Source organism: Ruegeria sp. N4 (assembly GCF_056531425.1).
The window spans coordinates 1-24712 of sequence record NZ_JBQFLT010000018.1 but is presented as its reverse complement, the minus strand read 5'-3'; the positions used below and the strand labels follow the sequence as shown (position 1 = coordinate 24712).

The 24712-nt window shown below is 55.6% G+C and carries 19 protein-coding genes and 1 tRNA gene; 3 read left to right on the top strand and 17 right to left on the bottom strand.

Translation table 11 applies throughout. From position 1 onward, the window contains the following. The first annotated feature begins 306 nt into the window (after window positions 1-306). Complete coding sequence (locus ACR0LW_RS20350) at window positions 307-2286, top strand: bifunctional 2',3'-cyclic-nucleotide 2'-phosphodiesterase/3'-nucleotidase (protein ID WP_170623052.1); 1980 nt, start codon at window positions 307-309, stop codon at window positions 2284-2286. Window positions 2287-2588: 302 nt separating this feature from the next. Here ACR0LW_RS20350 and ACR0LW_RS20345 read toward each other — a convergent pair whose 3' ends face one another. From ACR0LW_RS20345 to ACR0LW_RS20270, 16 genes are all read right to left on the bottom strand, one after another. Beyond that, window positions 2589-5243, bottom strand: coding sequence for a molybdopterin-dependent oxidoreductase (locus tag ACR0LW_RS20345; protein ID WP_480884197.1), 2655 nt, complete (start codon window positions 5241-5243; stop codon window positions 2589-2591). Beyond that, complete coding sequence (gene nirD / locus ACR0LW_RS20340) at window positions 5243-5575, bottom strand: nitrite reductase small subunit NirD (RefSeq protein WP_170455998.1); 333 nt, start codon at window positions 5573-5575, stop codon at window positions 5243-5245. The genes ACR0LW_RS20345 and nirD overlap by 1 nt, the downstream gene beginning before the upstream one ends. Further along, entirely contained in the window at window positions 5572-8007 is a 2436-nt protein-coding gene (nirB, locus tag ACR0LW_RS20335; RefSeq protein ID WP_480884195.1) for a nitrite reductase large subunit NirB, read from the bottom strand. Before nirB ends, nirD begins: the two co-directional genes overlap by 4 nt. A gap of 4 nt (window positions 8008-8011) precedes the next feature. After that, window positions 8012-9691, bottom strand: a complete 1680-nt coding sequence (locus ACR0LW_RS20330; RefSeq protein WP_480884193.1) for an ABC transporter ATP-binding protein — start codon at window positions 9689-9691, stop codon at window positions 8012-8014. Window positions 9692-9696: 5 nt separating this feature from the next. Then, entirely contained in the window at window positions 9697-10779 is a 1083-nt protein-coding gene (locus ACR0LW_RS20325; RefSeq protein WP_170623056.1) for an ABC transporter permease, read from the bottom strand. Between the two features lie 72 nt (window positions 10780-10851). After that, on the bottom strand, window positions 10852-12216 hold the full coding sequence (locus ACR0LW_RS20320) for a CmpA/NrtA family ABC transporter substrate-binding protein (RefSeq protein ID WP_170523101.1): 1365 nt from the start codon (window positions 12214-12216) through the stop codon (window positions 10852-10854). A gap of 270 nt (window positions 12217-12486) precedes the next feature. Next, window positions 12487-13656: an ABC transporter substrate-binding protein gene (locus tag ACR0LW_RS20315; RefSeq protein ID WP_170623058.1), complete on the bottom strand. Its 1170-nt coding sequence runs from the start codon at window positions 13654-13656 to the stop codon at window positions 12487-12489. Further along, window positions 13653-14237 carry an ANTAR domain-containing protein gene (locus ACR0LW_RS20310; RefSeq protein WP_170523107.1) on the bottom strand — a complete coding sequence of 195 codons (585 nt, stop codon included), beginning with the start codon at window positions 14235-14237 and terminating at the stop codon, window positions 13653-13655. Before ACR0LW_RS20310 ends, ACR0LW_RS20315 begins: the two co-directional genes overlap by 4 nt. A 429-nt stretch (window positions 14238-14666) precedes the next feature. Beyond that, window positions 14667-15311, bottom strand: a complete 645-nt coding sequence (locus tag ACR0LW_RS20305; protein ID WP_480585003.1) for a helix-turn-helix domain-containing protein — start codon at window positions 15309-15311, stop codon at window positions 14667-14669. Continuing rightward, on the bottom strand, window positions 15311-15514 hold the full coding sequence (locus tag ACR0LW_RS20300; RefSeq protein WP_170624492.1) for a helix-turn-helix domain-containing protein: 204 nt from the start codon (window positions 15512-15514) through the stop codon (window positions 15311-15313). Before ACR0LW_RS20300 ends, ACR0LW_RS20305 begins: the two co-directional genes overlap by 1 nt. 75 nt (window positions 15515-15589) lie before the next feature. Further along, window positions 15590-16327 (bottom strand): hypothetical protein, encoded by a 738-nt coding sequence (locus ACR0LW_RS20295; RefSeq protein ID WP_480884189.1) that lies wholly within the window; start codon window positions 16325-16327, stop codon window positions 15590-15592. Next, on the bottom strand, window positions 16327-17418 hold the full coding sequence (locus ACR0LW_RS20290; protein ID WP_480884187.1) for a tyrosine-type recombinase/integrase: 1092 nt from the start codon (window positions 17416-17418) through the stop codon (window positions 16327-16329). Before ACR0LW_RS20290 ends, ACR0LW_RS20295 begins: the two co-directional genes overlap by 1 nt. 267 nt (window positions 17419-17685) lie before the next feature. Continuing rightward, window positions 17686-18708: an adenylate/guanylate cyclase domain-containing protein gene (locus tag ACR0LW_RS20285; RefSeq protein ID WP_170634091.1), complete on the bottom strand. Its 1023-nt coding sequence runs from the start codon at window positions 18706-18708 to the stop codon at window positions 17686-17688. Next, the gene (locus ACR0LW_RS20280) at window positions 18705-19070 is read right to left on the bottom strand and encodes a group I truncated hemoglobin (RefSeq protein ID WP_170455020.1); all 366 of its coding nucleotides are present in this window, start codon (window positions 19068-19070) and stop codon (window positions 18705-18707) included. Before ACR0LW_RS20280 ends, ACR0LW_RS20285 begins: the two co-directional genes overlap by 4 nt. A 115-nt stretch (window positions 19071-19185) precedes the next feature. Next, a complete protein-coding gene (locus ACR0LW_RS20275) occupies window positions 19186-20016 on the bottom strand; it encodes a class I SAM-dependent methyltransferase (RefSeq protein WP_480884184.1) in 831 nt (276 codons plus the stop codon). A 73-nt stretch (window positions 20017-20089) separates the two neighbouring features. Next, window positions 20090-20929, bottom strand: coding sequence for an alpha/beta fold hydrolase (locus ACR0LW_RS20270; RefSeq protein ID WP_480884182.1), 840 nt, complete (start codon window positions 20927-20929; stop codon window positions 20090-20092). Between the two features lie 259 nt (window positions 20930-21188). On the opposite strand from ACR0LW_RS20270, the gene ACR0LW_RS20265 reads away from it, so the two are divergent. Beyond that, window positions 21189-23420 (top strand): ATP-binding protein, encoded by a 2232-nt coding sequence (locus ACR0LW_RS20265; protein ID WP_480884180.1) that lies wholly within the window; start codon window positions 21189-21191, stop codon window positions 23418-23420. After that, window positions 23413-24126, top strand: coding sequence for a response regulator (locus ACR0LW_RS20260; protein ID WP_480884178.1), 714 nt, complete (start codon window positions 23413-23415; stop codon window positions 24124-24126). Before ACR0LW_RS20265 ends, ACR0LW_RS20260 begins: the two co-directional genes overlap by 8 nt. 399 nt (window positions 24127-24525) lie before the next feature. Here the strand turns inward: ACR0LW_RS20260 and ACR0LW_RS20255 are convergent. Next, window positions 24526-24602, bottom strand: a tRNA-Met gene (locus tag ACR0LW_RS20255). Between the last annotated feature and the right edge of the window lie 110 nt (window positions 24603-24712).

Sequence of the window (24712 nt, the reverse complement as noted above, 5' to 3'; positions counted from 1 at the left end):
ATCTGTTGCAGCTCTGCGAAACAAGGTTGCATGAATGAGAAAATATATGTCAAAGCATACCTTTTTCAGCATTTTGTTTGCTTCCTTCAGGTTCGAAGGTTCAAAATCTCGCCGCGTTTGATTGATAAGCAACTATTGGCTTAGGTTCACCATCTGCGATCCCTTAGCAAACCCCCAATTTTAACGTATGGTGTTAAGTACAGCCGCCTGTGAATAACGCGACACATGCTCTCGTAACCGATTTCATACGAATGGCTCGGATAGTCCGCGAAAGTCGCGTTGACCAACCCACTTGAGAGGTGCCCAATGTCGTTCTCTAACCGCCCACCAATTTCGCGTCGTCAGTTTCTGTACACAACTGCTGCAAGTGCCGCAGCCGTTACGCTTCACCCCTTCTCGGCTGCTGCGGCGAACAACCAAGCACATTTGCGGATCATGGAAACAACCGACATCCATGTTCATGTATTCCCCTATGATTATTATGCCGACAAGCCCCGTGACACGGTGGGCCTGTCCCGTACGGCTTCGATCATAAATGAAATCCGCTCTGAGGCGACGAACTCGCTTCTGGTGGACAACGGAGACTTTCTGCAAGGAAACCCAATGGGCGATTACATCGCCTATGAACGCGGTATGAAAGAAGGGGGCAGCCATCCAATCATCACCGCATTCAATACGATTGGCTATGATGCGGCCACACTGGGCAACCACGAGTTTAACTACGGATTAAACTTTCTTGAGACCTCATTGGCAGGTGCGGATTTCCCAGCGGTTCTGGCTAATGTAGCAAAGGAGAAAGGCGCAAGCCCGCGCGAGGACAAGACGCTTGTCCAACCATACGCCATTCTCGACCGCGAGATCGAAATGGGTGACGGCACAAAACATCCGATCAAGATCGGTGTGATAGGCTTTACGCCTCCGCAGATCATGAACTGGGATCGCAAGCATCTCGAAGGCAATGTCCAAGCGCGGGATATCGTTGAGACGGCAAAGGCTTTTGTCCCTGAGATGCAGGAGCGGGGCTGCGACCTGATCATCGCCTTGTCGCATTCCGGGATTGGGGACGCCAACCATGAAGATGGTATGGAAAACGCGTCGGTCGTGCTGGCTGGCGTCGAAGGGATCGACGCGCTGGTCACAGGTCACAACCATTTAGTTTTTCCGTCGCCTACCTTTGCAGACCGCCCCGGAATTGACGTCGATAAAGGTACTCTGATGGGCAAGCCCGCCGTCATGGGCGGGTTCTGGGGGTCGCATCTTGGTCTGCTTGATCTGCTGCTGCAACGGGATGGAAATGAATGGCGGGTGGTGACAACCACATCCGAGGCGCGGCCTATCTCGCGGCGGAACGAAGACCGGTCAATCACCGCCTTGGTCGAAGATGATGAGCGCGTCCTGGACTCGGTTGCGACGGATCACGACGAAACGCTGGCCTATGTTCGTCGCGCAGTTGGCAAGACCTCGGCACCGCTGCACAGTTATTTCGCGCTGGTCGCAGATGATCCCTCAGTCCAGATCGTCTCGATTGCGCAGAAGTGGTATGTCGAAGAGATGCTGAAAGGCACCGAACATGAAGGCCTGCCGATCCTGTCTGCGGCAGCGCCTTTCAAGGCTGGTGGCCGCGGTGGTCCGGAATACTACACCGATGTACCCGTTGGTGATGTTGCCATCAAAAACGTCGCGGATCTCTATCTCTATCCGAACACGGTGCGCGCAGTCCGCGTGAATGGAGCGCAAGTTAGGGGTTGGTTGGAACGGTCGGCCGGAATGTTCAATCAGGTTGAGACGGGTTCAAAGGATGCGATCCTGCTGAACCCGGAATTCCCGTCCTACAATTTCGACGTCATAGATGGCGTGACCTATGAAATTGACCTGTCCCAGCCATCGCGCTTCGGACCCAAGGGAGAAGAGATTAACCCCGATGCAGCGCGCATTGTGAACCTTTCTTACGACGGCGAACCAGTTACCGATGATATGGAGTTCATTATCGCCACCAACAACTATCGCGCATCAGGGGGTGGTTCATTCCCCGGAGCTTTAGGTGACACAATCGTATTTGAGGCCCCGGATACCAACCGCGACGTCATCGTTCGCTACATTGTCGAACAGGGTACGATTGATCCAAAGGCAGATGCCAACTGGTCTTTTGCTCCGCTTGCGGACACGACTGTTTTGTTCGAGACAGGCCCGAAAGCACGGGATTACATAGGCGACGTCAAGGGTGTCACAATTGAGGACGCCGGAGAAGGTGCCGACGGCTTCGCAGCCTTCCGGATCAAGCTCTGACTCAATTTGGGCTCAAAAATAACCCGCCATCAAAAAAGGTGGCGGGGTTGTTTCAGTTGCCTCGCGGCCCTCTGTAGCGACGCGAATTTCATCGCTTTTGCTAAGTGCGGCTCGTCAGACGAGACACTTACTACAAACGCGAAACTCGGGCATGGGTGGAGGTCGGAAACAATAGGCAAAGACATCTTCTGACCCCAGTAAGGCTAAATTGGATATGTTGAACAGTATGAACAGAACCCATGCTTTATTTGAATGCCGATAAAAGCAAACCGCAGTCTTGGTCGAAAACCCCGTGTCTACCCTTATTGTTCTTGCAGGCAATTCTTCGGGTTATTGCGTTTCAACTTCGAATGCTCCGTGACCAAGTCAACCAACTCTGGACGGCATGAACCACAGTTCGTTCCAGCCTGAAGGGTATCTCCGATATCGTCCACATCGATCAAACGTTTGTCGTGAATGGCGCTAATGATGGTCTTTAATCCCACCCCGAAACACGAACAGATGATTGGTCCACAGTCTTCAGAAGCGGAAGATGACCGGCCAGACAGAATCTGATGGAGTGAGACCTCAGGCAAAGTTGCCAAAAACTCTCGCATTAGTGTGATGGGTTGTCGGGAAACAAAGAGCGCTGCCAAAAGGCGCTGTCCGTCAGACAATGCGATCCTGTACGAGCCGCGTTTGGAATCTTCGATTGAAGTCACTACGGCATCGGATAGCCCAAACCACTCGCGGGCTTTGTCTTCCCAATCGTCAATATCTTGCTTCCCCGCTAACTCGATCCTGTAACCTTTGGCCGTTTTGCTCATTGCCCAATATTCTGCCGTAGGTGAGGCCGCATCGACGGACACGGCGAAACCGTACCACGAGGCATTCATACGTCGCACAGAAACGGCCGCCGCCTTGCTCTCAGGCTGTCCAGAGATTGGATCGACTACACTTGGAACAAGCGCATCCACACGGGCTGTTGGCGCCGTTTCACCTGTCCAGTGAATGGGAGCAAATACTTGACCTGGCGCGACGGTGTCTGTGATGCGAAGTCGAAAGATGCCGCTTCCGACCACGCTGTTGAGCTCAACCAAATCTGCGGTACCAAGACCCAACCGATCAACGTCCTTCGGATTAACCTCGACGTATGGTTCGGCCAAATGGGCCGAAAGACGGGGAGACAACCCAGACCGAGTCATAGTGTGCCACTGATCCCGGTTTCGTCCTGTGTTCAACAGAAACGGGTATTGGTCAGACGTCGCCGCTTTGGGTGAACGATGAGTGACAGGAACAAAACGTGCTTTGCCATCCGGATGAAAAAACTGCGCATCACCGAAAAATCGGCCATCCGATTTGCGAGATGTCGTCGGCCACCGTGATGGGTTCAGATCTTCGTAGTCCGAGTCATCAATGTCCGAAAATTCGGTAATGTCCAAGTCTTTGCCAAATGCCACGGCAAGCGAAGTCATGTTCGCGTATTCTCGAAAAATCTGCGCCGGTGACTCATAACTGAATGCCTCGGTCCACCCCATGCGGCGGCCCACCTCGGCCATAACATCCCAATCCGCACGTGCTTGTCCCGGAGGTGACAGAACGACGCGTTGTCTGCTGATCGTGCGGTCTGAATTGGTTACTGTTCCGCTTTTTTCGCCCCATCCCGCAGCGGGCAACAAAACGTCTGCAACGCGTGCAGTGTCTGTTCGGGCAGTCAGGTCACTGACAACTACGAATGGACTTTTTTTGATAGCCGCCATCACTCGGTCTGCATCCGGCATGGTGGCCGCCGGATTGGTGTGGATGATCCAAAGTGCCTTTATCTGACCGCCTTCGACAGCGCGAAACAGGTCAACCGCTTTCAGCCCCTGCTTTTCTGGCATCTTTGGAGCTTTCCAGAAGTCCTGGATGGCTGTTCTGTGAGCTTCGTTTTCGATATCCAAGTGACATGCGAGCATGTTGGCCAAGCCACCGACCTCTCGGCCTCCCATAGCGTTAGGCTGACCGGTGACCGAGAACGGACCCATCCCTGCGCGCCCGATCCGCCCGGTGGCCAGATGGCAGTTCAGGATCGCGTTGACCTTGTCTGATCCGCTGGAGGATTGATTTACTCCCTGGCTGAAGATCGTAACAACGCGCTCTGTACCGATCCATAAATCGCAAAAAGCCTCAATTTCATCAGGGCTTAGCCCGGTCTCATTCGCATCATCAAGCTGCGCGAGTTCGAGGGCTTCATTGAACCCCAGGCTGCGATCCAGAAAATCCGGAGCAATATGCCCCGTTTGGTGAATTCTGTTCAGCAACCGATTGAACAGCGCCACGTCACTGCCGGGTCGCAGCGCCAGATGGAGATCTGCTTGATCGCAGCTTGCTGTTCGACGCGGATCGACAACTACAATCTTCGTACCGCGCGCCTGACGGGCAGCTATGACACGCTGATACAGAACGGGGTGGCACCAAGCGAGATTCGAGCCAACCAAGACAACCAGATCAGCCTCGTCTAGATCCTCAAAGGTTCCGGGTACTGTATCTGTCCCGAAGGCGCGTTTGTGCCCGGCCACGGTCGAAGCCATGCATAGCCGCGAGTTGGTGTCGATATTCGCCGAGCCTATGAAGCCTTTCATCAGCTTGTTGGCAACATAGTAGTCCTCGGTTAGCAACTGTCCTGATACATAAAAAGCCACGCTGTCCGGCCCATGCTTCTTAATTGTGGCAGAGAACCGATCTGCGACCAATTGCAAGGCATTGTCCCAACTGGTGTCCTGGCCAAAGGCGCGAGGAGCCAGCAACCGGTGTTGCAGCCCGACAGTTTCACCTAACGCCAGTCCTTTTGAACATAAACGACCACGGTTCGCCGGATGATCCGGATCGCCGCGAACGGTCAAACCTCCGACCCCATCAGGCCTCAGGAGCACACCGCAGCCAACCCCGCAATAAGCGCAGGTCGAACGAACTTCGGGTAGGCTGGTGCCGTCCATCAGGCTGCGCTCCGTTGAGCAACCGCGCTGACGTCGAGCAGAATACGATCATCTTCGAGGCGCACCGGATATGTGGTGATCCGACCGTCATCGGCACCCTGCGCTTCGCCTGTGTTCAGGTCGAACACCCAATTGTGTAAGGGGCAGGTCACCGACTGGCCGTGGACAATGCCTTCAGACAATGGGCCACCCTTGTGCGGGCAGCTGTTTGTCGCGGCGTATACTTCTGCCTTGGCGGTCCGGAAGACGGCGATACAGCCGATATGGGTTTTGACCAGACGCGCTCCGCGCAGTGGTATGTCGTCGATATGTCCGATGTCGATCCAGCTCATTCCGCCGCCTCCAGTGTGAAATCTGCAATCGGCGCATAAGTTTGCGCCTTGTCGCGCACGTGTTCGGCCCATGGATCCTTGCGGTAGATGCTTTGCGACAGTTCAAACCGCGCGACCAAGTCGGCCCGGTTTTCAAGATCATCCACAACCTGCGCCTTGACCCAGTCCATGCCGACCTTCTCCAGCCATTTATACAATCGATCCAGATACTTACCGCCTTCACGATAGGCCTGGGTGACGGCCATCACGACCTCGATGGCCTCGTCTTCGGTGGGCACCTGACAGAGCAACTCGGTCTCTTTCACGTCCATACCTGCGGCCCCGCCGATGCTGATCTGATAGCCAAATTCCACGCAAACGACACCGATATCCTTGCAGGTCGCCTCAGCACAGTTGCGAGGACAACCGGATACTGCCAGTTTCAGCTTGTGCGGCGTCCACGAGCCCCACAGGATTTTCTCCAGCTTGATACCAAGGCCGGTGCTGTCCTGCGTGCCAAACCGGCAATGATCGGTTCCGACACAGGTTTTGACCGTCCGCAGACCCTTGGAATAGGCGTGGCCCGAGACCAGACCAGCCTCGTTTAGATCCGACCAGATCGAAGGCAGATCCTCACCCTTCACGCCCAGAAGATCGATGCGCTGACCGCCGGTGACCTTGACGGTTGGCACATCATACTTGTCAGCGGCGTCAGCGATGGCGCGCAGTTCTCCGGGGGTAGTGATCCCGCCCCACATGCGCGGCACAACGCTGAATGTACCATCCTTCTGGATATTGGCGTGTTTGCGTTCGTTCACAAACCGGCTTTGCGGGTCGTCCTGATATTCCAAAGGCCAATCCGCCAGCAGGTAGTAGTTGATCGCCGGACGGCAGACATGGCAGCCATTTGTCGTTGTCCAGCCAAGCTCCTGCCAGACAGCGGCCTGGCTTTTTAGTTCCTGGCCCTTGATTAAACGCCGTACGTCCTCATGCGTCAGATCGGTGCAACCGCAGATCGGTTGCGCCGTTGGCATTTGGAATTCATCGCCCAGGGTGACTTGCAACACCTGTTCAACCAGCCCCGTGCATGTCCCGCACGAGGCGCTGGCCTTGGTGCTTTCACGCACGGCGCCCAGACCGTTGGCGCCTGCGTTGATCGCCTCAACTATGTTTCCTTTACATACGCCGTTGCAGCCGCAAATCTCCGCCTCAGGCGGCAATGCTGCAACGGCTGAGAGAGGGTCCGCAGTGTCGCCCCCCTGATAGGTAGGGCCGAAGATCAGCGTCTCGCGCATCTCGTCGATGCTGCTGCCGTCTTTGATCAAGCCAAAGAACCAGCTGCCATCAGCAGTGTCGCCATACATGACCGCGCCGACCAGACGATCCTCTTCGATGACGAGCCGCTTGTAGACGCCGCGCGAAGGATCGCGGAACACGATATCTTCACGACCTGGCCCGTCTGCAAAATCGCCCGCGCTGAACAGATCGCAGCCGGTGACTTTCAACTTGGTCGACAGGGTTCTCTGCGCAAACGCAGCCTCTTCATTCAGCAGAGCCTGCGCGGCCACTTTCGCCTGATCGTAGAGCGGCGCAACGAGGCCGAAGACCTCTCCGTCATGTTCAACACATTCGCCGACGGCGTAGACATCCGGATCCGAGGTCAACATCTGGTCATCCACATGGATACCACGCCCAGTGGCCAGCCCGGCCTCTTGCGCCAGCGTCGTATTGGGACGGATGCCCACCGCCATGACCAACAGATCACAGGGCAGTTCCGTGCCATCATCCAGCAAAAGCGCGCGAACCTTGCCATCTTGCCCGAGGATTTCCTTGGAATTCGCTTGCAGGCAAATCCTGATGCCTTTGTCTTCCAGCGATTTCTTCAGCAGATAGCCTGCCGCTTCGTCCAATTGACGCTCCATCAGGTGGCCCATGATATGCACCACGGTAACTTCAACACCATGCGCCGCCATCCCTGCAGCGGCCTCAAGCCCCAGCAGGCCGCCGCCAATAACAACAACCTTGTTGTCCGGGCCCATACCCATCATCTGATGGGTGTCTTCGAGATCGCGATAGGCGATCACACCGTCCAGATCATGTCCGGGCAGAGAGATAATGAACGGGTTCGACCCCGTCGCTATGACCAGCTTGTCGTAGGGAACGTGGCCATTTACGCCCTCGACCACCTTCATCTCGCGGTCGATCTTTTCTACCTTCTCGCCAAACCGGCAGGCGATACCGCGCTCGGCGTACCAGCTGTCGTCATGGGTAATGATCTCATCATAGGTTTTCTCACCCGACAGAACTGGGCTGAGCATGATGCGGTTGTAGTTCCCGCGAGGCTCGGCGTTGAACAGGGTGATGTCGAACGCATCCGGCGCGGCATCGGTTAGGTGTTCCAGCACCCGACCTGAGGCCATACCTGCGCCAATGACAACAAGTCTTTGCTTCATGAATTCACTCCGCTGCAATCGCCTTGGGGGCGGGTGTTTTTGGCTTGGCGCCGTGCTCGTACTCTTCGAGGAAATCGAGAACTTCCTGCCGGTAGGCGTAGTAGTCCGGATGTTCCAAAAGTGCCTTGCGGGTGCGCGGCCGCGGCAGGTCAACCTTGGTGATCTTGCCGATCGTCGCCTGCGGGCCGTTGGTCATCATCACCACGCGGTCGGCCAGCAGGATCGCCTCATCCACATCGTGGGTGACGCAAATTGCGGTGACCTTGGTACGGGACCAAACCTCCATCAGGACTTCCTGCAATTCCCAGCGTGTCAAGCTGTCGAGCATTCCAAAGGGCTCATCCAACAACAGCAATTTGGGAGACAGTGCAAAAGCGCGGGCAATACCGACGCGTTGCTTCATACCGTTCGAGAGATCCGAGGCAGATTTGTCCATCGCTTCGGCCAGTCCGACGCGTTCCAGATAGAACTCCACTACGTCCTGCCGCTCGGCGATGCTGGCCTTGGGATAAACCTTGTCGACGCCAATCGCGACGTTTTCCTTGGCGCTGAGCCAGGGGAACAGGTTGGGCGATTGGAACACTACGGCGCGTTCTGGATCGGCTCCCTCGACATGGCGGCCATCCAGCTTGATCGCGCCTTTCGAGATGTCGTTCAGCCCTGCCGCCATGGTCAGAACCGTAGACTTTCCGCAGCCCGAATGGCCGATCAGCGAGATGAACTCACCCTTGTCGATCTTCAGGTCGAAATCTTCGACCACGGTCAGAGGGCCTTTGGGCGTCGGATACACTTTGTGCAGCTGCGAGAAGTCTAGGAAGCGGTTCTCGATCATCCCCTTTTGCGCCTCGGCCACCGCCGTTGGAACCCCATGGATTGGGGTGACATCGGGCAGGATACGAGAGACTTCGACTTTGGCTTCGATCCCTACATCCATCAGGTACTTTGTGACGTCGGCCCGGAGGCGTTTAAAGGTCTCATCGTTGTTCATCGCCCCGCGTTCGCGTGGGCGGGGGATCGACACGCGGAACTCCTGCCCCAAAGTCCCATCAGGGTTCAGCGCAATGATGCGGTCGGCGAGAATGATCGCCTCATCCACATCATTGGTGATGAGGACACAGGTCTTTTTGTCGGCCTCCCAGATGTGTTCAATCTCATCCGCCAGATTGGCGCGAGTCAGCGCGTCAAGCGCTGACAGAGGCTCATCCAGCAGCAGAACCTCGGGGTTCATCGACAAGGCGCGCGCCACGTTGACCCGCTGTCGCATCCCACCGGACAGTTCTGCTGGGCGGCGCGTTGCGGCATGGCTTAGGCCTACCATCTTCACGTAGTGCGCAACCTTCTCGGATTTCTCGGCCTTACTGAGGCCGGGAAAGACTGTGTCTACCGCCAGACCCACATTGCCGCTGACCGTCAGCCACGGCATCAGAGAATAGTTTTGGAAGATCACGCCACGCTCGGGGCCCGGCCCCTTGATCGGAGTACCTTTGAACGTGACCTCTCCGCCGGTTGGGGTGTCCAGTCCGGCCATCAGGTTGATCAAGGTCGTCTTGCCGGTGCCCGAGAAGCCGAGGATCACCAGAAATTCGCCCTCTTGCACGTCCAGATCAATGCCTTTCAACACATCGGTGCGTGCGGTGCCTTCACCGAAGGATTTCGAGGCGTTCTTGAAGCTCAGAATGCTCATCTCGATCACCGGTTATTCGTGAAGGTAAACAGGGATTGCAGCGCGTACATCACTCGGTCCAGTAGGAAGCCGATGATGCCGATGGTGAAGACCGCAACCATGATCTTGGCGAGCGAGCTGGACGAGCCGTTCTGAAACTCATCCCAGACAAATTTGCCCAAGCCGGGGTTCTGCGCCAGCATTTCAGCCGCGATCAGAACCATCCAGCCGACGCCCAGCGACAAGCGCAGGCCAGTGAAGATCAGCGGCAAGGCCGAGGGCAGCACCAGCTTGGTGATCTTGGTATAAGTGTTCATTTTCAGAACCTTGGAAACGTTTACCAAGTCTCTATCGATGGATGCCACGCCCAGAGAAGTGTTGATCAGCGTGGGCCAAAGCGAACACAGGGTCACGGTGATAGCAGAGATCAGGAAGGATTTCGCAAACCAGCCGTCATTGGTGACGTAAACCGCCGAGACGATCATGGTCACGATCGGTAGCCATGCCAGCGGTGAGACCGGCTTGAAGATTTGGATCAGCGGGTTCAGCGCCGCATTTGCAGTCGGTGAAAGGCCAGCAGCGATCCCAAGCGGAACAGCCACAACCGTAGCAATCAGGAAGCCGAAAAACACGGTTTTGATCGAGGTCCAGATTTGCTGGTAGTAGGACGGAGCACCGGTGTAAGCGACTTGCTTGACCTCATCCGCCCGGCCCGCATCGATCAGCTTCTGGTTCCGTTTCTCAACCATCGCCTCGAACTTGTCGCGTTTGGCGGCCTTGGCCTGCGCGTCCTCGTTCAGGTTGATCATTTCTTCCCAGACCTGAGCCGGTCCGGGGACCGCGCCCAGAGAGGTTTGAACTTTGGGTGCCAATGTCCCCCACAACAGCAGGAACGCGCAGATCGACAAAAGGGGAACGACCAGAAGACGCCAGATCTCGGTCATCTGGGCGCGCGGGTTGTCTCCGGCAGCGGCCTTCAGAACCGGGGTGGCCCAGCTGAGGCCCAGAACCTGGAACCATTTGTCGGCAGCGTTGATGCGGGTGTACAGGCGGGCGCGGCGCGCTTCTCGGGCGGCGTCTGCGTTTAATTCGGGATCGACCGTTGTCATCTGATGTGTCCTTGCGATGGCGGGGCACTTTGTGGTCCGCGCCCGACCGATGCCGGGCACGGCGTTTCAGGGTTAGCCTTGCACGTCCGAACCGACGATCTTCTGATCGCCTTTTAGGCCGATGGGCAGGCTTTCGAGATAGGCATTGGGGGTACGGCCGTCATAGGCGATGCCGTCGATAATATCCTCGGCCGGGGTCGGCGCTTTGTAGCCATCACTCTCCCAAGGGAAGTCGGCTTCATTTGCCAGACCTTCGTCGACCAGCAGGCGCGCTGCTTCCAGATAGATCTCGGGTTTGTAGACCGATTTCGCGACGTCGTGATACCAGCTGTCCGGTTTGGCCTCGGCAATTTGCCCCCAACGGCGCATCTGGGTCAGGTACCAGACAGCGTCCGAATAGAACGGGTAGGTCGCATTATAGCGGAAGAACACGTTGAAATCGGGAACTTCGCGCTTGTCGCCCTTTTCGTATTCGAACGTGCCAGTCATCGAGTTGGCGATCACGTCGTAATCGGCGCCTACGTATTCCGCACGGCTGAGGATTTCGACCGCCTCGGGGCGGTTGGCGTTGTCATTTTCATCAAGCCAGATCGCCGCGCGGATCAGCGCTTTGGTAACGGCCAAAGTGGTGTTGGGGTATTGTTCAGCGAACTTGGCATTCAGGCCAAAGACCTTTTCCGGGTTGTTCTTCCACAGCTCATAATCGGTGATGACCGGAACGCCGATGCCCTTGAACACGGCCTGCTGGTTCCACGGCTCTCCCACGCAATAGCCATAAATCGTACCGGCCTCGAGCGTCGCAGGCATCTGCGGCGGAGGGGTTACGGAGAGAAACACATCCGCACCAATCTGGCCGGTCACGTTGTCCGGGCTGTAGTATCCGGGATGCAGCCCCCCGGCCGCCAGCCAGTAACGCAGTTCGTAGTTGTGCGTCGAAACAGGGAAGACCATGCCCATGTTGAAGGGCTTGCCTTCGGATTTGTACTTCTCGACCACCGGAGCCAGCGCCTCGGCGCTGATCGGGTGCTGGGGTCGACCATCTTCCATGACGGGGATGTTCGGCTTCATCTCTTCCCAAACCTCGTTGGAAACTGTGATACCGTTGCCGTTCAGGTCCATCGAAAACGGCGTGATGATGTGGGCTTCGGTCCCGTAGCCGATGGTTGCCGCAAGCGGCTGACCGGCCAACATGTGTGCGCCGTCCAACTGCCCGTCAATCACGCCATCCAACAGGACTTTCCAGTTTGCTTGTGCTTCCAACGTCACAAACAGGCCTTCGTCCAGAAAGTACCCATTCTCATAGGCGACAGCCAGCGGCGCCATGTCGGTCAGTTTGATAAAGCCAAAGGTCAGCTCGTCTTTTTCCAGTTCCAATTCGGCCAGTGCTGGAGACACAAGCGCCGTCGTCGCTGCGAGGCCTAAAAGAAGCTTTTTCATCTCGATCCCTTTCGGTTCAGCCCAACCCCTTGGGCAAACAAAAAAGCCGCCGACACAGTCCGCCGGGAGGAGGTGGCGGATGGTCGAGCGGCTTTGCTCATGTGAGGTGCCCTGGATTATGGGCGAATTCCGTCGGTGGGCGTCGTTGCCTGCCGATGTCCCGATTAAGTCAGTCGCGCAGCGAGACGTCATCAATTTTCGATGTTTTCACCCAGAAATTTCTGCAGTGCAGCGAAAGGAGATGCTGCGCTGCAATAATTTTGTGCAAACTTATCCCGCAGGCTCGAAAATGCGCCGGTCGAAAAAGACATTCCGAGACAGAATCAGGCTGCCATTGGCCGAGGCAACCGCCGTCGACTCGGGCAATGCCCCCTCCAGTTTCTCTGACGCGCCGGGTGTTTCAACGCCCAGCCCCTGCAACTCGCGGCGATAGAGATCACTGCGAAAGACCTTGGCGGCTTGTCGTTCCGCAGTTCCGGCGTCCAGTCCGTTTCTTTGCGCCAATTGATGCGCGACCCATTTCGCCTGGCTGCGCCACGGGAAGGTGGCAGCGCCGTCAAAGAATTCGACAAACCCATCCACATGGCGTTGCTCGCCGCGGGCCGAGATTGTGAATTCGCCCATTAAAGCGCGGTCGATCAGTTCGGGTGAGACGTTGAGGTAGGTTTTACGCGACAGCATCTCGGACGCAGTTGTTCGGCTGTCCGTGTTTGATAGCCAGCGCCCCGCGCGCCAAACGGCCCGCATGAGGCTGCCCAGCAAATGCGGCTCGGTTTCGGCCCAATCGTTTCTGACCGCCAACACCTTTTCAGGTGCACAGGTCCAGATCGCCTTGCCGGGCAGCAGCAGTGCGCCGACATTGTCGTCTACGGCGAATGAGCCCCAAGGCTCGCCCACGCAGAAGGCATCGATCTCGCCACCCGCGAGTGCCTTTGCCATCAGCGGCGGTGGCACAGTTCGGATTTCGACCCGTTTAGAGGCCAGCTCGGTTCTAGAAACCCAATAGCGCAGCAATTCAACATGCATTGAAAAGGGAAAAGGCACGCCAAATACCAAAACGTCACCGGCGGCCTTTGCCAGCGCAGTCCCAGCCGCAGCGGCATCAAAGAAGTCGAAGTCGTAACCTTGTTCGGTCAACCGGCCAGCCAATTGCGTTCCAACGCCGATGACATTGCCATTCAGGGAAAGGACAGACACGGCGGATAGCGGCGTTGCAATGCCACCAAGACCTAAAGCCATCGCAACGGGGATAGGCGACAGCAAATGCGCCGCATCCACATGCCCGAAGGCGAGCATGTCGCGCAAAGAGGACCATGACGGGGCTGGGCGCAGGTCCAGCGAAATACCCTCGGCATGGTCAAACCCCATCTCGCGCGCGACGATAAGCGGGGCCGCGTCGACCAGAGGCATATAGGCGACGGGCAGGATTGCGGTTCTCATGACAACAACCCCGACGCAGTTACAAGGGCTTCGGCAACATCCGCGACCCGGCGGTTCTGATTCATCGCAGTTTTGCGCAGCAGGGCATAGGCTTCGTCTTCCGACACACCCTTGGCCTTCATCAACAACCCTTTGGCGCGGTCGATCACCTTGCGATCTTCCAAGGCGCGGCGGGTCTCCGCCAGTTCGGTCCGCATCTGACGTAGTACCTGAAAGCGAGCGATGGCGGTATCGATCACAGGTTTTATGCGCTCGACTTGAAGTCCATCGACTACATAGGCTGAGACCCCAGCTTCAACGGCGGCTTTTGACAACGCGCCCGCTGCGCCCGAGACGAACATAGCCACAGGACGTTCCAGTGGACCCGACGCAACGGTCAGCTCTTCAAGCATATCGCGCGAGGGATTGTCGATATCTATCAGGACAATGTCTGGGCTATGCGTTGCGATTTTGCGTGCCAGCCCGGAGACATTACCGATCACAAAAACCTCAACGTCTCCGGACTCTTTTAAGGAATCTACAATTGCAAAAGCACGTTCTTGATTCTGTTCGACTACAACGACTGTCAGGTTTGTTTTCATAGAGAATCAAGTGAGCCCAAGCGTCATTGATCGCAATTACAACTCCATCAAAAGTAGTCATCGGACTACCGGTTCGCCCAATTTCTCAGCTTATTTTTCGCGCGCAGCGGAATGTCTGCACAGTTTTTTTGCATGTATCAAAAAATTTTACAGTGAACACCGCGGTGACGCATTGGATCGAATCTTTTTGGGGGGCACTCCTTAGCTCTGGGACGTTCAAATGCACTTCCTTAGACGATCAATTCGAAAGTCCGCTTTGACAGCAAACCATGTGGTTTCGCGAACGCAGCGAACGACCGCTTCCCGCCCGTTGCCTGTAGCCCCCCCCTTAAAACTTTCCCGCGGAAAAATCTGATTACCCCCGCCGGTCCCGTGGGTTGGGGCCACCAACTTTTGATACCCCCCCCCAACTCTGATGAGGACTCAGGACTACGTGACACCAATGCTCTGTCCCTTACTCAACACGACATCGCTGAAAAAGAGAATGTAGCGATCAATTTCTTCGTGCCTTGGAAAACGGGTCGGCAATGCAATGCTGCCGTTCTTCCGCAGCAACTGCAAAAGCGATGCAAAGTCGAAGACCGTGTGGGCAGTAACGAACGCTTCCCATTCAAGAAGGTTCTGCTGGTCATCTTCGGCAAACCAAAGATATCCGCCACGACTGGCTCCAACATTCACGTTTTCTTTGTTCATTCCTTTGTTCTTATAATGAGCGACAGCGTTGTCACCTTTTTGCGACACGGTTGTCGCCTCATGATGCGTGCCAGTGTCACGTTTAAAGCTGATTTTGGGCTCCGTGATTTGGAACGTGCGCCTGACACCTTGCTTGCGTACACGCCGGATCCAGCCGAGCTTTTCGAGCTCCCGAATGTAGCGTTGGATGCTGCGCTTATGGACGCCAAACCTGTTGGCCAGGGTAGCGTTGCTCGCCCAGAAGCAGCCGCTATCTTTCGATACAAACTCGTCGCAGACAAAAGACGCGAAGTGTTTGGTGCGCAGTGCTAAGTGATCTGTAGCGTGAACGCGTTTCTTCCAATCAAAACGATATTTTGAGAATGGGGAGTTCCGAGACATCAGTCCGCTCCTCCCAAACCTTCACTGCGCGAGGCCATCCAGTCGTCGAGGTCAGAGCGCTTGTACCGGATGGAACGAATTCCAATCCGAATATACCTGGGCCCGGCGACAGCGCCAATTCCCATCCGCAGTTTCGCGAGGTAGCTTTCACTGATTCCAGTGTAACGAGCGGCCTCCCGGGCCGTCAGATAGTTTGCCTGCATAGCATTGCTCCTTTGAACACGTCTGGGAGCAACAGAGAAACAATTGGAGTTGGCGTCATGGGTCGTGCAAACGAATTAGTGTTCTTTACGCCCCACATACCTTCTCCAACTGCGAAACGCTGACGTCGGCAGTTCTTCTATGTCGAAGAGCTCAAACATATCGCTCAGAAAGCGGTAGAATGGCCCGCTTTCATTCATCGCTTTGGGAACTTTTATCGTTCCAGGGTGGCGCTCACATAATCCAACACAAGCTGCCACCAGGCGCCAAGCCTCTATTGCCTTTTTTCCAACCGGCACACCTTGAGTTGCCGCCTTTTCAGCGTCTTCAATCAAGTCCACGAAATGACGAAGTCTCCTGAAAAACTCTGCCTTTGCCAACATCGCCTTCCAGTGTGGAGACTCCTTCAATTTGTCAGTGAGAGTATCGTGGTCGCCTTCGGTGCTTTCATTTTCGTTTAACAACCTGCTTCTTTGAATAGCTCCGATACGGAATGCATCGCTAACAGGAGTGGGGAGACGGTCCAGAATTTCATCTGCTTCGTTCAAACGTGTTCTCAGTTTAGTGAGGTCTTCCAATACGCGTTTAGCTGACCAGAATTCATCCAGTTCATGCGCTTGATCGAAAACCAAGAAATGCGCCACCCAACCAAAGCTCTCATCGTCAAAACATTCGTATTTTTCAAAGTGTTTTCTAAGAAGTCGAATTAACTCGCTATGGAACTTGCTGGCGCCAGCTTCGAATTCCTCTTGGTCTAGAAAATCAAGTTCGAATATTTCCGGGTCGATCGGCAATATCCAATCTCGCCCACTCATCACAAACCACCGTTTTTGCCCGCGGTCCTGAGAAGCAACTCCCGACTGACAGCGTCCATCGCCGGCCTGAGTGCGTCGAGCGACGGTTTCACGTAGCGTTGTCCGGTGATCGAAAGCGGAGTGTGGTTCAGCAAACGGCCAACTATCTCTTCGAGTATCCCTGCCTCCATTGCGACCGTTGCAAATGTCCGACGATGGACATGGCTGGACCATTGCAGACGCTCGGGTCCCTTCAGATGGCCTGTGGGGGATTTGGGTGACGGAAACACCCATTGCCTATGCAGACCGCGCACAGGGGCCAGTATTTCGTGATGGACCTGTGAAATGGGAAGATCAAAGCTGCGACCATTCTTTGTCATCGGCAAATGGATGTGATCTTCATGGATATGCTTCCATTCGAGCGTCAGTGCCTCGGTTTTGCGAAAGCCTGTGAACAAAAGCAGCTCGTAAAAGATCTTGTGGATGGGGTTGTACAGATCGTCCACTGATTGGCGCCAGGCGCTCAAGTCCTCAATGATCGAACCGTTCGGTTGTTCCTCATACCACTCGATAGCCATCGTTGGGCTTTCCGGCAGATCGTAGATGCGCCGTGCATGGTTCCAGACCGTCCGAAAGTATTTCAGCGTATGATTTGCCGAAGATGGCGTTGCTGCCATGGATCTGTGACGCTCAACCACCATCGACTTGGTTATCTCATCCAGCGGCAGTCGCAGCCAATCTTTCAAATGTAGCTCGAACTGCTGACGCACCCCGGATCGGTGAGCCTCAGACCGAAGTTTGGGACGTGCCAAATAGGTTTCCATGGCTGTCTCAAGCGTCGGCGTTCCGATCTGTATACGCTTGCCCGCTCCCCTGCCCCAGTCAAGCGCATATCCCAGTGCAGTTTGTCGAGCAGTATCTGCGGAAATCATCGGGTAGCGCCCGATCAAAACACGCCGCGTTTGGCCTCCAACGTCTTTCTGGAAGTACCAGGTCTTTGACTGTTTCCCGACGAAGAGCACAAGCCCCTTTATCTCGCTATCCCAGTGCTTGGCAGTGCCCTGTTTTGTCTGCGGAACCTTGCGTGCGAATGTCTCTGTGAGCTTTGGCATTTTGTCAGCTTTTTGTCGGAACTGGATTGAAACCTGAGGATACCACAGGAACTATCGTGACAAAATTAATTACTTATATTGAATTACTTGGCAAGACAGGGAATGTCTGGGAAACATACTGTCATTGCTTGGAAGGCAGGGGCTTTACCATTAAGCTATACCCGCTCACGGTTTGGCTTTCCTATGTGAAGGTCAAGTGGGCGTCAAGAGCGATCTCGCCCCAGTATGCGTTGGTCTGATTTTGGGGTTTTGCCAGATGCTGTGACATCAGCTTTTGTCGGCCAAACGCCAGACCTCCTGCTCATCAAATCCACGGATTGCCTTGGACCCCATTGGCTCGAGGTCGAATTGATCTTTGAGAATATCCGCGACCTCATCCTGAACCGTGATCTGCATCGGATCCGAGAATTCCTGAAGCCGTGAAGCCAGATTAACGGCGGGGCCGAAGATGTCGTAGACATATTTCTGAATGCCCACCACGGACCCAACGACAGACCCGGACGCCAGCCCGATGCGGCACCGCCACTGATGCGGGTGACTCAGGTTGCGGCGGTTCAGGTAGCGCACAAACCGAATGGCCGTGTTTGCAATCGCCTTGGCATGATCCGGCGTCGGATCAGGCAGGCCCGCCACGGTAATATAGGCATCCCCGATTGTCTTGATGCGCTCGCAACCAAATTGCTCACCAATGCGATCAAAGGCGCTGTAGATGTCGTTCAGTTCCGTGACCGTAACGCTGGGTTCTTGCGCGGCGACCATCTCGGTGAACCCGACGAAATCCAGCATCAGAACGGATACCGGGTCATAAAGCTGCGGTGTGACGACGCCGAAGGTTTTGTATTCTTCATAAACCGACCGCGGCATCAGGTTGAGCAGCAGCTTTTCGACCTGCTCTTTTTCGCGCTTCAACTCGCGCGTGTTGCGCTCGACCATCATCGAATAGGAATCGATCATGGATTCCAGCTCTTTGATGCGGGTGATATTCTGGCAGACCAGAACTAGCACGTCATCATGCGCCACCGTGAAGTCGAGCGCGATGACCAGCGTTCGGCGCTTTTTCTTGAAACTGATCTCGGACGTATACCGCCCGGTCTCATGCAGGCTTTGCTGCACCGCGCTAGTATCGAGATCAGGAAAAAGCTGTTGCAGTTGATCCGACGGGGTGTCGCCGCTGAACCATTCGTCAAACGTGTCGTTTCGAAAACCGAACTGCAGTGTCTGGCGGTCGAGCAGGGCAACGCCCACGCCAATGGCGCGAAGCAGTTGTTCGTTTATGGCTGCAATAGTCATGGCTTACCTACAATCAGAGGGCGCCGTTTCGCGAATTCGGCGACAACGGCCGCAATATCTTCTGTAGCCACGTTGTGTTTTTGCAAAGCGTCTTGCAACACCGTTTCCAGTTCATCGAAATGCGCATTCGTGATTTCAAGGTGAGAATGCAGCTGGCGAAGCTGGTTGTCTGTGTAGGACGCCGGACCGCCCAGCAGCGAGGCAATGAATTTGGTCTGATGATCGACCATCTTGGTCATGTCCACATGATCGAAGAAGGGGCCAACCTCATCATTGTCCAAAAGCGTGTCGTAGAATGAGATCACGATCTTGCTGATCTTCGAGAACCCGCCGTATTTCTCGTAAAGTGTGCGTTCAGCCATTTCGAAACCCCTTTTGACAAACTGATAAAGAAACGCGACCCAGATGCCTTGGCCGCCAAGTCTCAACGCCCTTGGATGCAAAACCGCAAGAGCGTTGAGTTTCCATGTCACACCGTCAGCGACGCTGGGCGATGACCTCGGCATATTCGGACGAGATGCACAGGGAACCGTTGGTCGAGATGTCGAACTTTTCGATCAGCGCCATAAGGTCGGCCTGCAATGCCGCCTGCCCCGTTTCGTCCAGCGCATCAAAGGCCTTTTGCATGGGGCCATAGAAAGTCCGGAAGTATTCCAGGAAATGCTCGGCCGAGCGGTAGCGGAACATGAAGTTCTTGCGCCGGAAGGAAATAACCTCGCACTTGTCACCAAAGGTGTCCTCGACCCAGTCCTGTTTGCCCCACATAGCGGGCGAGTTCACGCCAGCGGGCGGCGGCACATGCTTGCCAATGGTCTTGAACAGTTGGCCGATAAAGCTTTCGGGTGTCCAGTTCGCCATGCCAATCTTGCCGCCGGGTTTGACCACGCGCTGAAGTTCGGCCGCGGATTGCTGTTGATTGGGCGTGAACATCACCCCGAAGGTGGACACAACCGCGTCGAACGACTGATCCGCAAAGGGCAGGTTTTCCGCATCGGCCACCTTGTAGGTCACGAACAGGCCCTCTGCCTTTGCGCGTTGACTGCTGGCCTCCAACAGCGCCTCGACATAGTCGGTCGAGGTCACGTCGCAAAAGCGCCGCGCAAAGGCCAGAGTGGCATTACCATTCCCGGCCGCGACATCCAGCACCTTGGCGCTTGGGGTCATGTCCATGGCCTCGGCAAGCTCTTCGCCGGTGATTTGAAGGGTGACGCCAACCTTGCTGTAATCCCCGGATCCCCAGGCAACGTTCTGCTTGGCCTTGATTGCCGTAAAGTCCGTTGTAGAGGCGATAGCTGTTTGAATACCCATGATTTTGTTCCTTTTGATGGTATGCCGGCCTGACACCAGCGGGTTTTGTAAAATTCGCATCGTCACATGCGGGTTAAGCAGCTTTCCGATCCGGCCAGCTGATATTCATGACGGGCCGTTCCGCACTGGCCACGTGCTCAAGAATTCTTGGGTTGACCCAATCGGGCTGGAAGACCGGTGCCATATGGCCCAGCTCTGGCAGCAGCGCGATCCGCGCATTGGGCAGGGCCTTGGCGATCGCAACCGACGTGTGCTGAGCGATTTCCGGAGATTCCAGACCGGTCATGACCAGCGTCGGAGCTTCGATCCCGGCCAAATCCTTCAATGTCCAGGTCTCGGCAAACCCATTGGCAAAGTCGGTCATGATGGACGCGATCATCCCGCTGAACCGATCTTGCGCAGGCGCTGGAAGCGCATCCCAGAACCCCTTTTGATTCCAGAAATCCAGGAAATGACGCATACCCGCAGCGGGATTGCCGTCTGCCGCCGACGCCGTCACCATGGCCGCAACCAGTTGAATTTGCCGAAACAGGTCCTTGCTGTCCTCAGTCCCATGCTTGAGGAAATGAAAGGCGGCGGGTTCGTAAACCGTAAGGCTTTTTACCAGATCCGGGCGCATCAGCGCGATCTTGATCGCAATACCGCCACCGTTGGAATGCCCAACCAGATGGACAGGGCGACCCATCGCTTCGATTTCGCGGATAACCGGCATGGCGGAAACGGCCGCTCCGGTCTGGGACGCGTCACCTGCAAGGGGCGCTTGGCCATAGCCGGGCAGATCAAAGGCGTGAACCGAAAAGCGGCCGTCCAGATCCGCTGCCAGCGGCCCCCATTGCCCGCCGTTAGAAGCAGAAGAATGCAACGCGACAATAGGAGCGTTGGTGAGTTCAGAAGTGTTAAATGAAATAGTCATCGTACTTACCCAATTGCGTTTGTGATGGGCAATAACTGACCTTTCATTGTTTCAATGTGATTTCTGAATGCGGCGCAAAGTGTTTCAGTTGTTGCTTGGTGAAGTGGTTCACACAACTGGCTATCCGGTTCGAAAACAACCAGCTTTCGGGCTGAAGCTGGCGCGGCGGGGCGCGCTGTGAAACAATTGAAACACAAGAGGCCGATTTTGAAATGGCACTGAAACAATGGTATCTTAGAAAATCAGGATGACGATGGGCATGGCGAACAATCTTGAAGAGATTGAGAAGGCACGAGACCTTCTTCGCGACGCCATTGAATCGCTCAAGGAAGGGTTCGCCCTTTATGATGACGACCGTCGCCTTGTAATGTTCAACCAGCGCTATGCCGAAATGAACAAGGGGGTTGCCGATCTGCTGGAGCCCGGTCTGGATTGGGAAATCCTCATGCGCGAGACCGCGCGCCGGGGGATCTACGCTGACGCCATCGGCAACGAACAGCAATGGGTTTCAGACAGGCTGGTCAACGGGATCGAGTTCATTCAGGATTTTGAACTGACCGAAACGGATGGGCGCACCTATCTGGTCTCGGTCCATCCCACCAAGCTGGGCGGCTTTGTCGTCACCCGCGAGGACATTACCGACCGCAAACAGGCCGAGGTGGAAGAACGCGACGGCGATCTTCTGATCCGACAGGTTCTGGACGCCAGTTCGGCAGTGGTGACAATGGCCCGGATTGGCGACGGACAGATCCTGTATCGCACGCCGGCGGCCCTGCAGATGTTCGGGCCGTCCAGATCTGCGCGAGAGCACTATCTGAACCCCGAAGAACGCGCGGATTTTATTACTCTGCTGTTGGCTGACGGTCAGGTCGAAGATTACAAGCTCGATCTGGTGAATGCGCAGGGTAAGACTTTTCCGGCGTCCATTTCTTCGCAATTGATCGACTACAAGGGCGAAGAGGTCATTGTCACCAGCATCATCGATCTGACTGTTCAGAAAGAAGCCGACGCCCTGATCCGGCAGGTGATGGAGGCCTACCCGGCCGCCATCAACATGACGCATGCCGACACGGGCGAAGTTCTATTTGCCACGCCGGAAATCAAGGCGCTGTTCGGTGACAACAAAAGTTCCAAATCCTACTACGCAGACCCCGAAGAACGGGATCGCTATTTAAAGGACCTTCGAAAAGCAGGTGCGCTGAAAGACCGGCGCATGGAATTTGTGGATGCAAAGGGGCGCAAGTTTTGGGGCGCGGATTCTTCGCGCCTTATTGAATTCAACGGCGAAGAAGTCATCGTTTCCAACACCCGCGATCTGACGGACGAACTTGCAATCGAAGCAGAGCTTGAAAAACAGCGAGAGCTGCTGTTCCAGAACGAAAAGATGTCCGCTTTGGGTGAGCTGCTGGCAGGCGTCGCGCATGAATTGAACAACCCGCTGTCAGTTGTTGTGGGTCACTCGCTGATGCTGAAAGAAGAGATTACGGACCCCGACCTGACCGCCCGGATCGAAAAAATCGGCAGTGCCGCAGAACGCTGCGCCAAGATCGTGAAGACTTTTCTAGCGATGGCACGCCAGCAGCCCAGCAAGATCGAACAGGTCGATGTACCCGGTATGATCGAAACCGCCGCAGATGTTGCGGGCTATGGCAGCACCTCGGGCGAGATCAGCATCACACGCAACCTGCCCGCCGAATTGCCGCCGATTGCCGGGGACGCCGATCAATTGACGCAGGTCATCCTGAACCTGATATTCAATGCAGAACAGGCCATGACCTCCAGCGGTGTTGGCGACCGGATTACCCTGTCGGCGGCGGCCAATCCCGACGCAGGAATGGTCGAACTGACAGTCGAAGACAACGGCCCCGGAATTCCCAAATCCATCCGCCCCCGCATTTTTGAACCCTTCTTCACAACGAAAGAGGTTGGCGACGGTACCGGGATCGGGTTGGCCTTTTGCCACCGGATCGTGCTGTCTCATGGCGGGCAGATCAGGCTTGATCAAACTGTCCTGTCGGGCACCTGTTTTCGGATCACGCTGCCTGTTGCGGTGTCCAACACAGATGAGGCTGATGAACCGCACGACCCAGTCCCGACCGTGGCTCAACACCGCGTATTGGTGGTGGATGATGAGGTCGAGGTGGGCGAGTTGAATGCCGAAATTCTCAGGAGAGAAGGCTTTCACGTCGATTTCGTCTCATCCGGCGAAGAGGCGCTGAACCGCCTGCAATCCACCGCTTATGACGTCTTCCTGAGCGATCTGAACATGCCCGGCGTAGATGGCCGCAAGATATACGAGGCGCTGGTGTCCCGCTTCCCCGACATGCTGCCCAGAACCGCATATATCACCGGCGACACGATGGGCGAAAGTTCCTTGGGGTTGTTGCAGGACTCCGGCCTGCCCTATCTGGAAAAACCGGTCTCGCCGACAGAGCTCAGAACACTTGTCGGGAAGCTGATTGCCGACCGGAAGGACGAAACAGATGGATAATCAAAAAACCCATATCCTGGTTTGCGATGATGAAGTCGACGTGCGCGAGATGCTGCAGGAATACCTCAGCAAACGCGGCTACCAGGTGTCGGCGGCATCCGGAGGCGAAGAGCTCCGGGCAATTGCTGCCGCTGAACCCGTGGACGTCATGATCATGGACATCAATATGCCGAAAGAAGACGGCCTTTCGATCCTGAGGTCCCTTCGCCCCGAGAATACAACTCCGGTGATCATGCTAACCGCAGCAGGCGACGTGGTGGATCGCATAATAGGTCTTGAAATGGGGGCCGACGACTATCTGGGCAAACCCGTTGACCTGCGTGAATTGGAAGCCCGGATCAAGGCCATCCTGCGGCGCGGTTCGATGAATGACAGCGCGCCTTCTGCAAAACCCGGTGAAGACTACGCGCTTTTTGGCGATTACACTCTGGATAAAGAGGCAGCAAAGCTTCTTTCCTCGGACGGGACCGAGGTTCAGCTCACGGCGATGGAGTACAGTCTGCTCAAGGTCTTTGCGGAAAACAAAGGGCGTGTCTTGAACCGGGATCAGCTGCTGGAACAGGCCCATGACCGCAGCTGGGACCCTTTCGACCGAAGCATCGACATCAGAATCTCAAGATTACGCCGCAAGCTGGAGGCCAACCCCGAAAAGCCCGAAATCATCAGAACCGTTAGGGGAATTGGCTATTTATATGATCCCAAGTGATTGGCGGTTCTTGGGGGCTGTGCGCAAGTTGCATTACACGGCACCATTGGCATCGACCGCGTTGGCGAAGCTTTGGAGCCGATAATTTTTGTGAAACTCACCCGTCAAATGGTTAGGCGCGGCTTCATAGTATTGCCAGAGGTGAACGGCGTACGGAAAGACTATTCCGGGAGGAACAGGTTCAACCTGTGCGCGTTGAAGCGGCTCGTCTGACACTGCGTTCGATTGTAATGGTTTCGGGCTTAGGAATTGCACCTTTGACCATCATGTTATGGTTTGAAGGGACAGTGGCTGCAGTGGGGCCGCGAAAGCCCTGATAACGACGAGGTGCAGACGTTAAGCCATTGATCCGGTGGATCAATAATAGTCTGAACGGGCTGGGTTGGGGTTTTCTGACACTGGTTGCGGGAGCAGGATTTGAACCTGCGACCTTCAGGTTATGAGCCTGACGAGCTACCGGGCTGCTCCATCCCGCGTCAGAGTCAGATTTGTATCATCGTAAGAGAGATATGGGCTTTTACTAGGTTTGGCGGTGACCTACTCTCCCGGGGCTTAAGCCCAAGTACCATTGGCGCGGCAGTGCTTA

Excerpts from the sequence above, each read along its gene's own strand:
- nirB (WP_480884195.1), bottom strand. The coding sequence starts at position 8,007 with ATGAAGCAAAGACTTGTTGTCATTGGCGCAGGTATGGCCTCAGGTCGG.
- ACR0LW_RS20330 (WP_480884193.1), bottom strand. The coding sequence starts at position 9,691 with ATGAGCATTCTGAGCTTCAAGAACGCCTCGAAATCCTTCGGTGAAGGC.
- ACR0LW_RS20305 (WP_480585003.1), bottom strand. The coding sequence starts at position 15,311 with ATGTCTCGGAACTCCCCATTCTCAAAATATCGTTTTGATTGGAAGAAA.
- ACR0LW_RS20345 (WP_480884197.1), bottom strand. The coding sequence starts at position 5,243 with ATGGACGGCACCAGCCTACCCGAAGTTCGTTCGACCTGCGCTTATTGC.
- ACR0LW_RS20295 (WP_480884189.1), bottom strand. The coding sequence starts at position 16,327 with ATGAGTGGGCGAGATTGGATATTGCCGATCGACCCGGAAATATTCGAA.
- ACR0LW_RS20260 (WP_480884178.1), top strand. The coding sequence starts at position 23,413 with ATGGATAATCAAAAAACCCATATCCTGGTTTGCGATGATGAAGTCGAC.
- ACR0LW_RS20315 (WP_170623058.1), bottom strand. The coding sequence starts at position 13,656 with ATGAGAACCGCAATCCTGCCCGTCGCCTATATGCCTCTGGTCGACGCG.
- ACR0LW_RS20265 (WP_480884180.1), top strand. The coding sequence starts at position 21,189 with ATGGCGAACAATCTTGAAGAGATTGAGAAGGCACGAGACCTTCTTCGC.
- nirD (WP_170455998.1), bottom strand. The coding sequence starts at position 5,575 with ATGAGCTGGATCGACATCGGACATATCGACGACATACCACTGCGCGGA.
- ACR0LW_RS20300 (WP_170624492.1), bottom strand. The coding sequence starts at position 15,514 with ATGCAGGCAAACTATCTGACGGCCCGGGAGGCCGCTCGTTACACTGGA.
- ACR0LW_RS20285 (WP_170634091.1), bottom strand. The coding sequence starts at position 18,708 with ATGACTATTGCAGCCATAAACGAACAACTGCTTCGCGCCATTGGCGTG.
- ACR0LW_RS20290 (WP_480884187.1), bottom strand. The coding sequence starts at position 17,418 with ATGCCAAAGCTCACAGAGACATTCGCACGCAAGGTTCCGCAGACAAAA.
- ACR0LW_RS20280 (WP_170455020.1), bottom strand. The coding sequence starts at position 19,070 with ATGGCTGAACGCACACTTTACGAGAAATACGGCGGGTTCTCGAAGATC.
- ACR0LW_RS20320 (WP_170523101.1), bottom strand. The coding sequence starts at position 12,216 with ATGAAAAAGCTTCTTTTAGGCCTCGCAGCGACGACGGCGCTTGTGTCT.
- ACR0LW_RS20270 (WP_480884182.1), bottom strand. The coding sequence starts at position 20,929 with ATGACTATTTCATTTAACACTTCTGAACTCACCAACGCTCCTATTGTC.
- ACR0LW_RS20310 (WP_170523107.1), bottom strand. The coding sequence starts at position 14,237 with ATGAAAACAAACCTGACAGTCGTTGTAGTCGAACAGAATCAAGAACGT.
- ACR0LW_RS20325 (WP_170623056.1), bottom strand. The coding sequence starts at position 10,779 with ATGACAACGGTCGATCCCGAATTAAACGCAGACGCCGCCCGAGAAGCG.
- ACR0LW_RS20275 (WP_480884184.1), bottom strand. The coding sequence starts at position 20,016 with ATGGGTATTCAAACAGCTATCGCCTCTACAACGGACTTTACGGCAATC.
- ACR0LW_RS20350 (WP_170623052.1), top strand. The coding sequence starts at position 307 with ATGTCGTTCTCTAACCGCCCACCAATTTCGCGTCGTCAGTTTCTGTAC.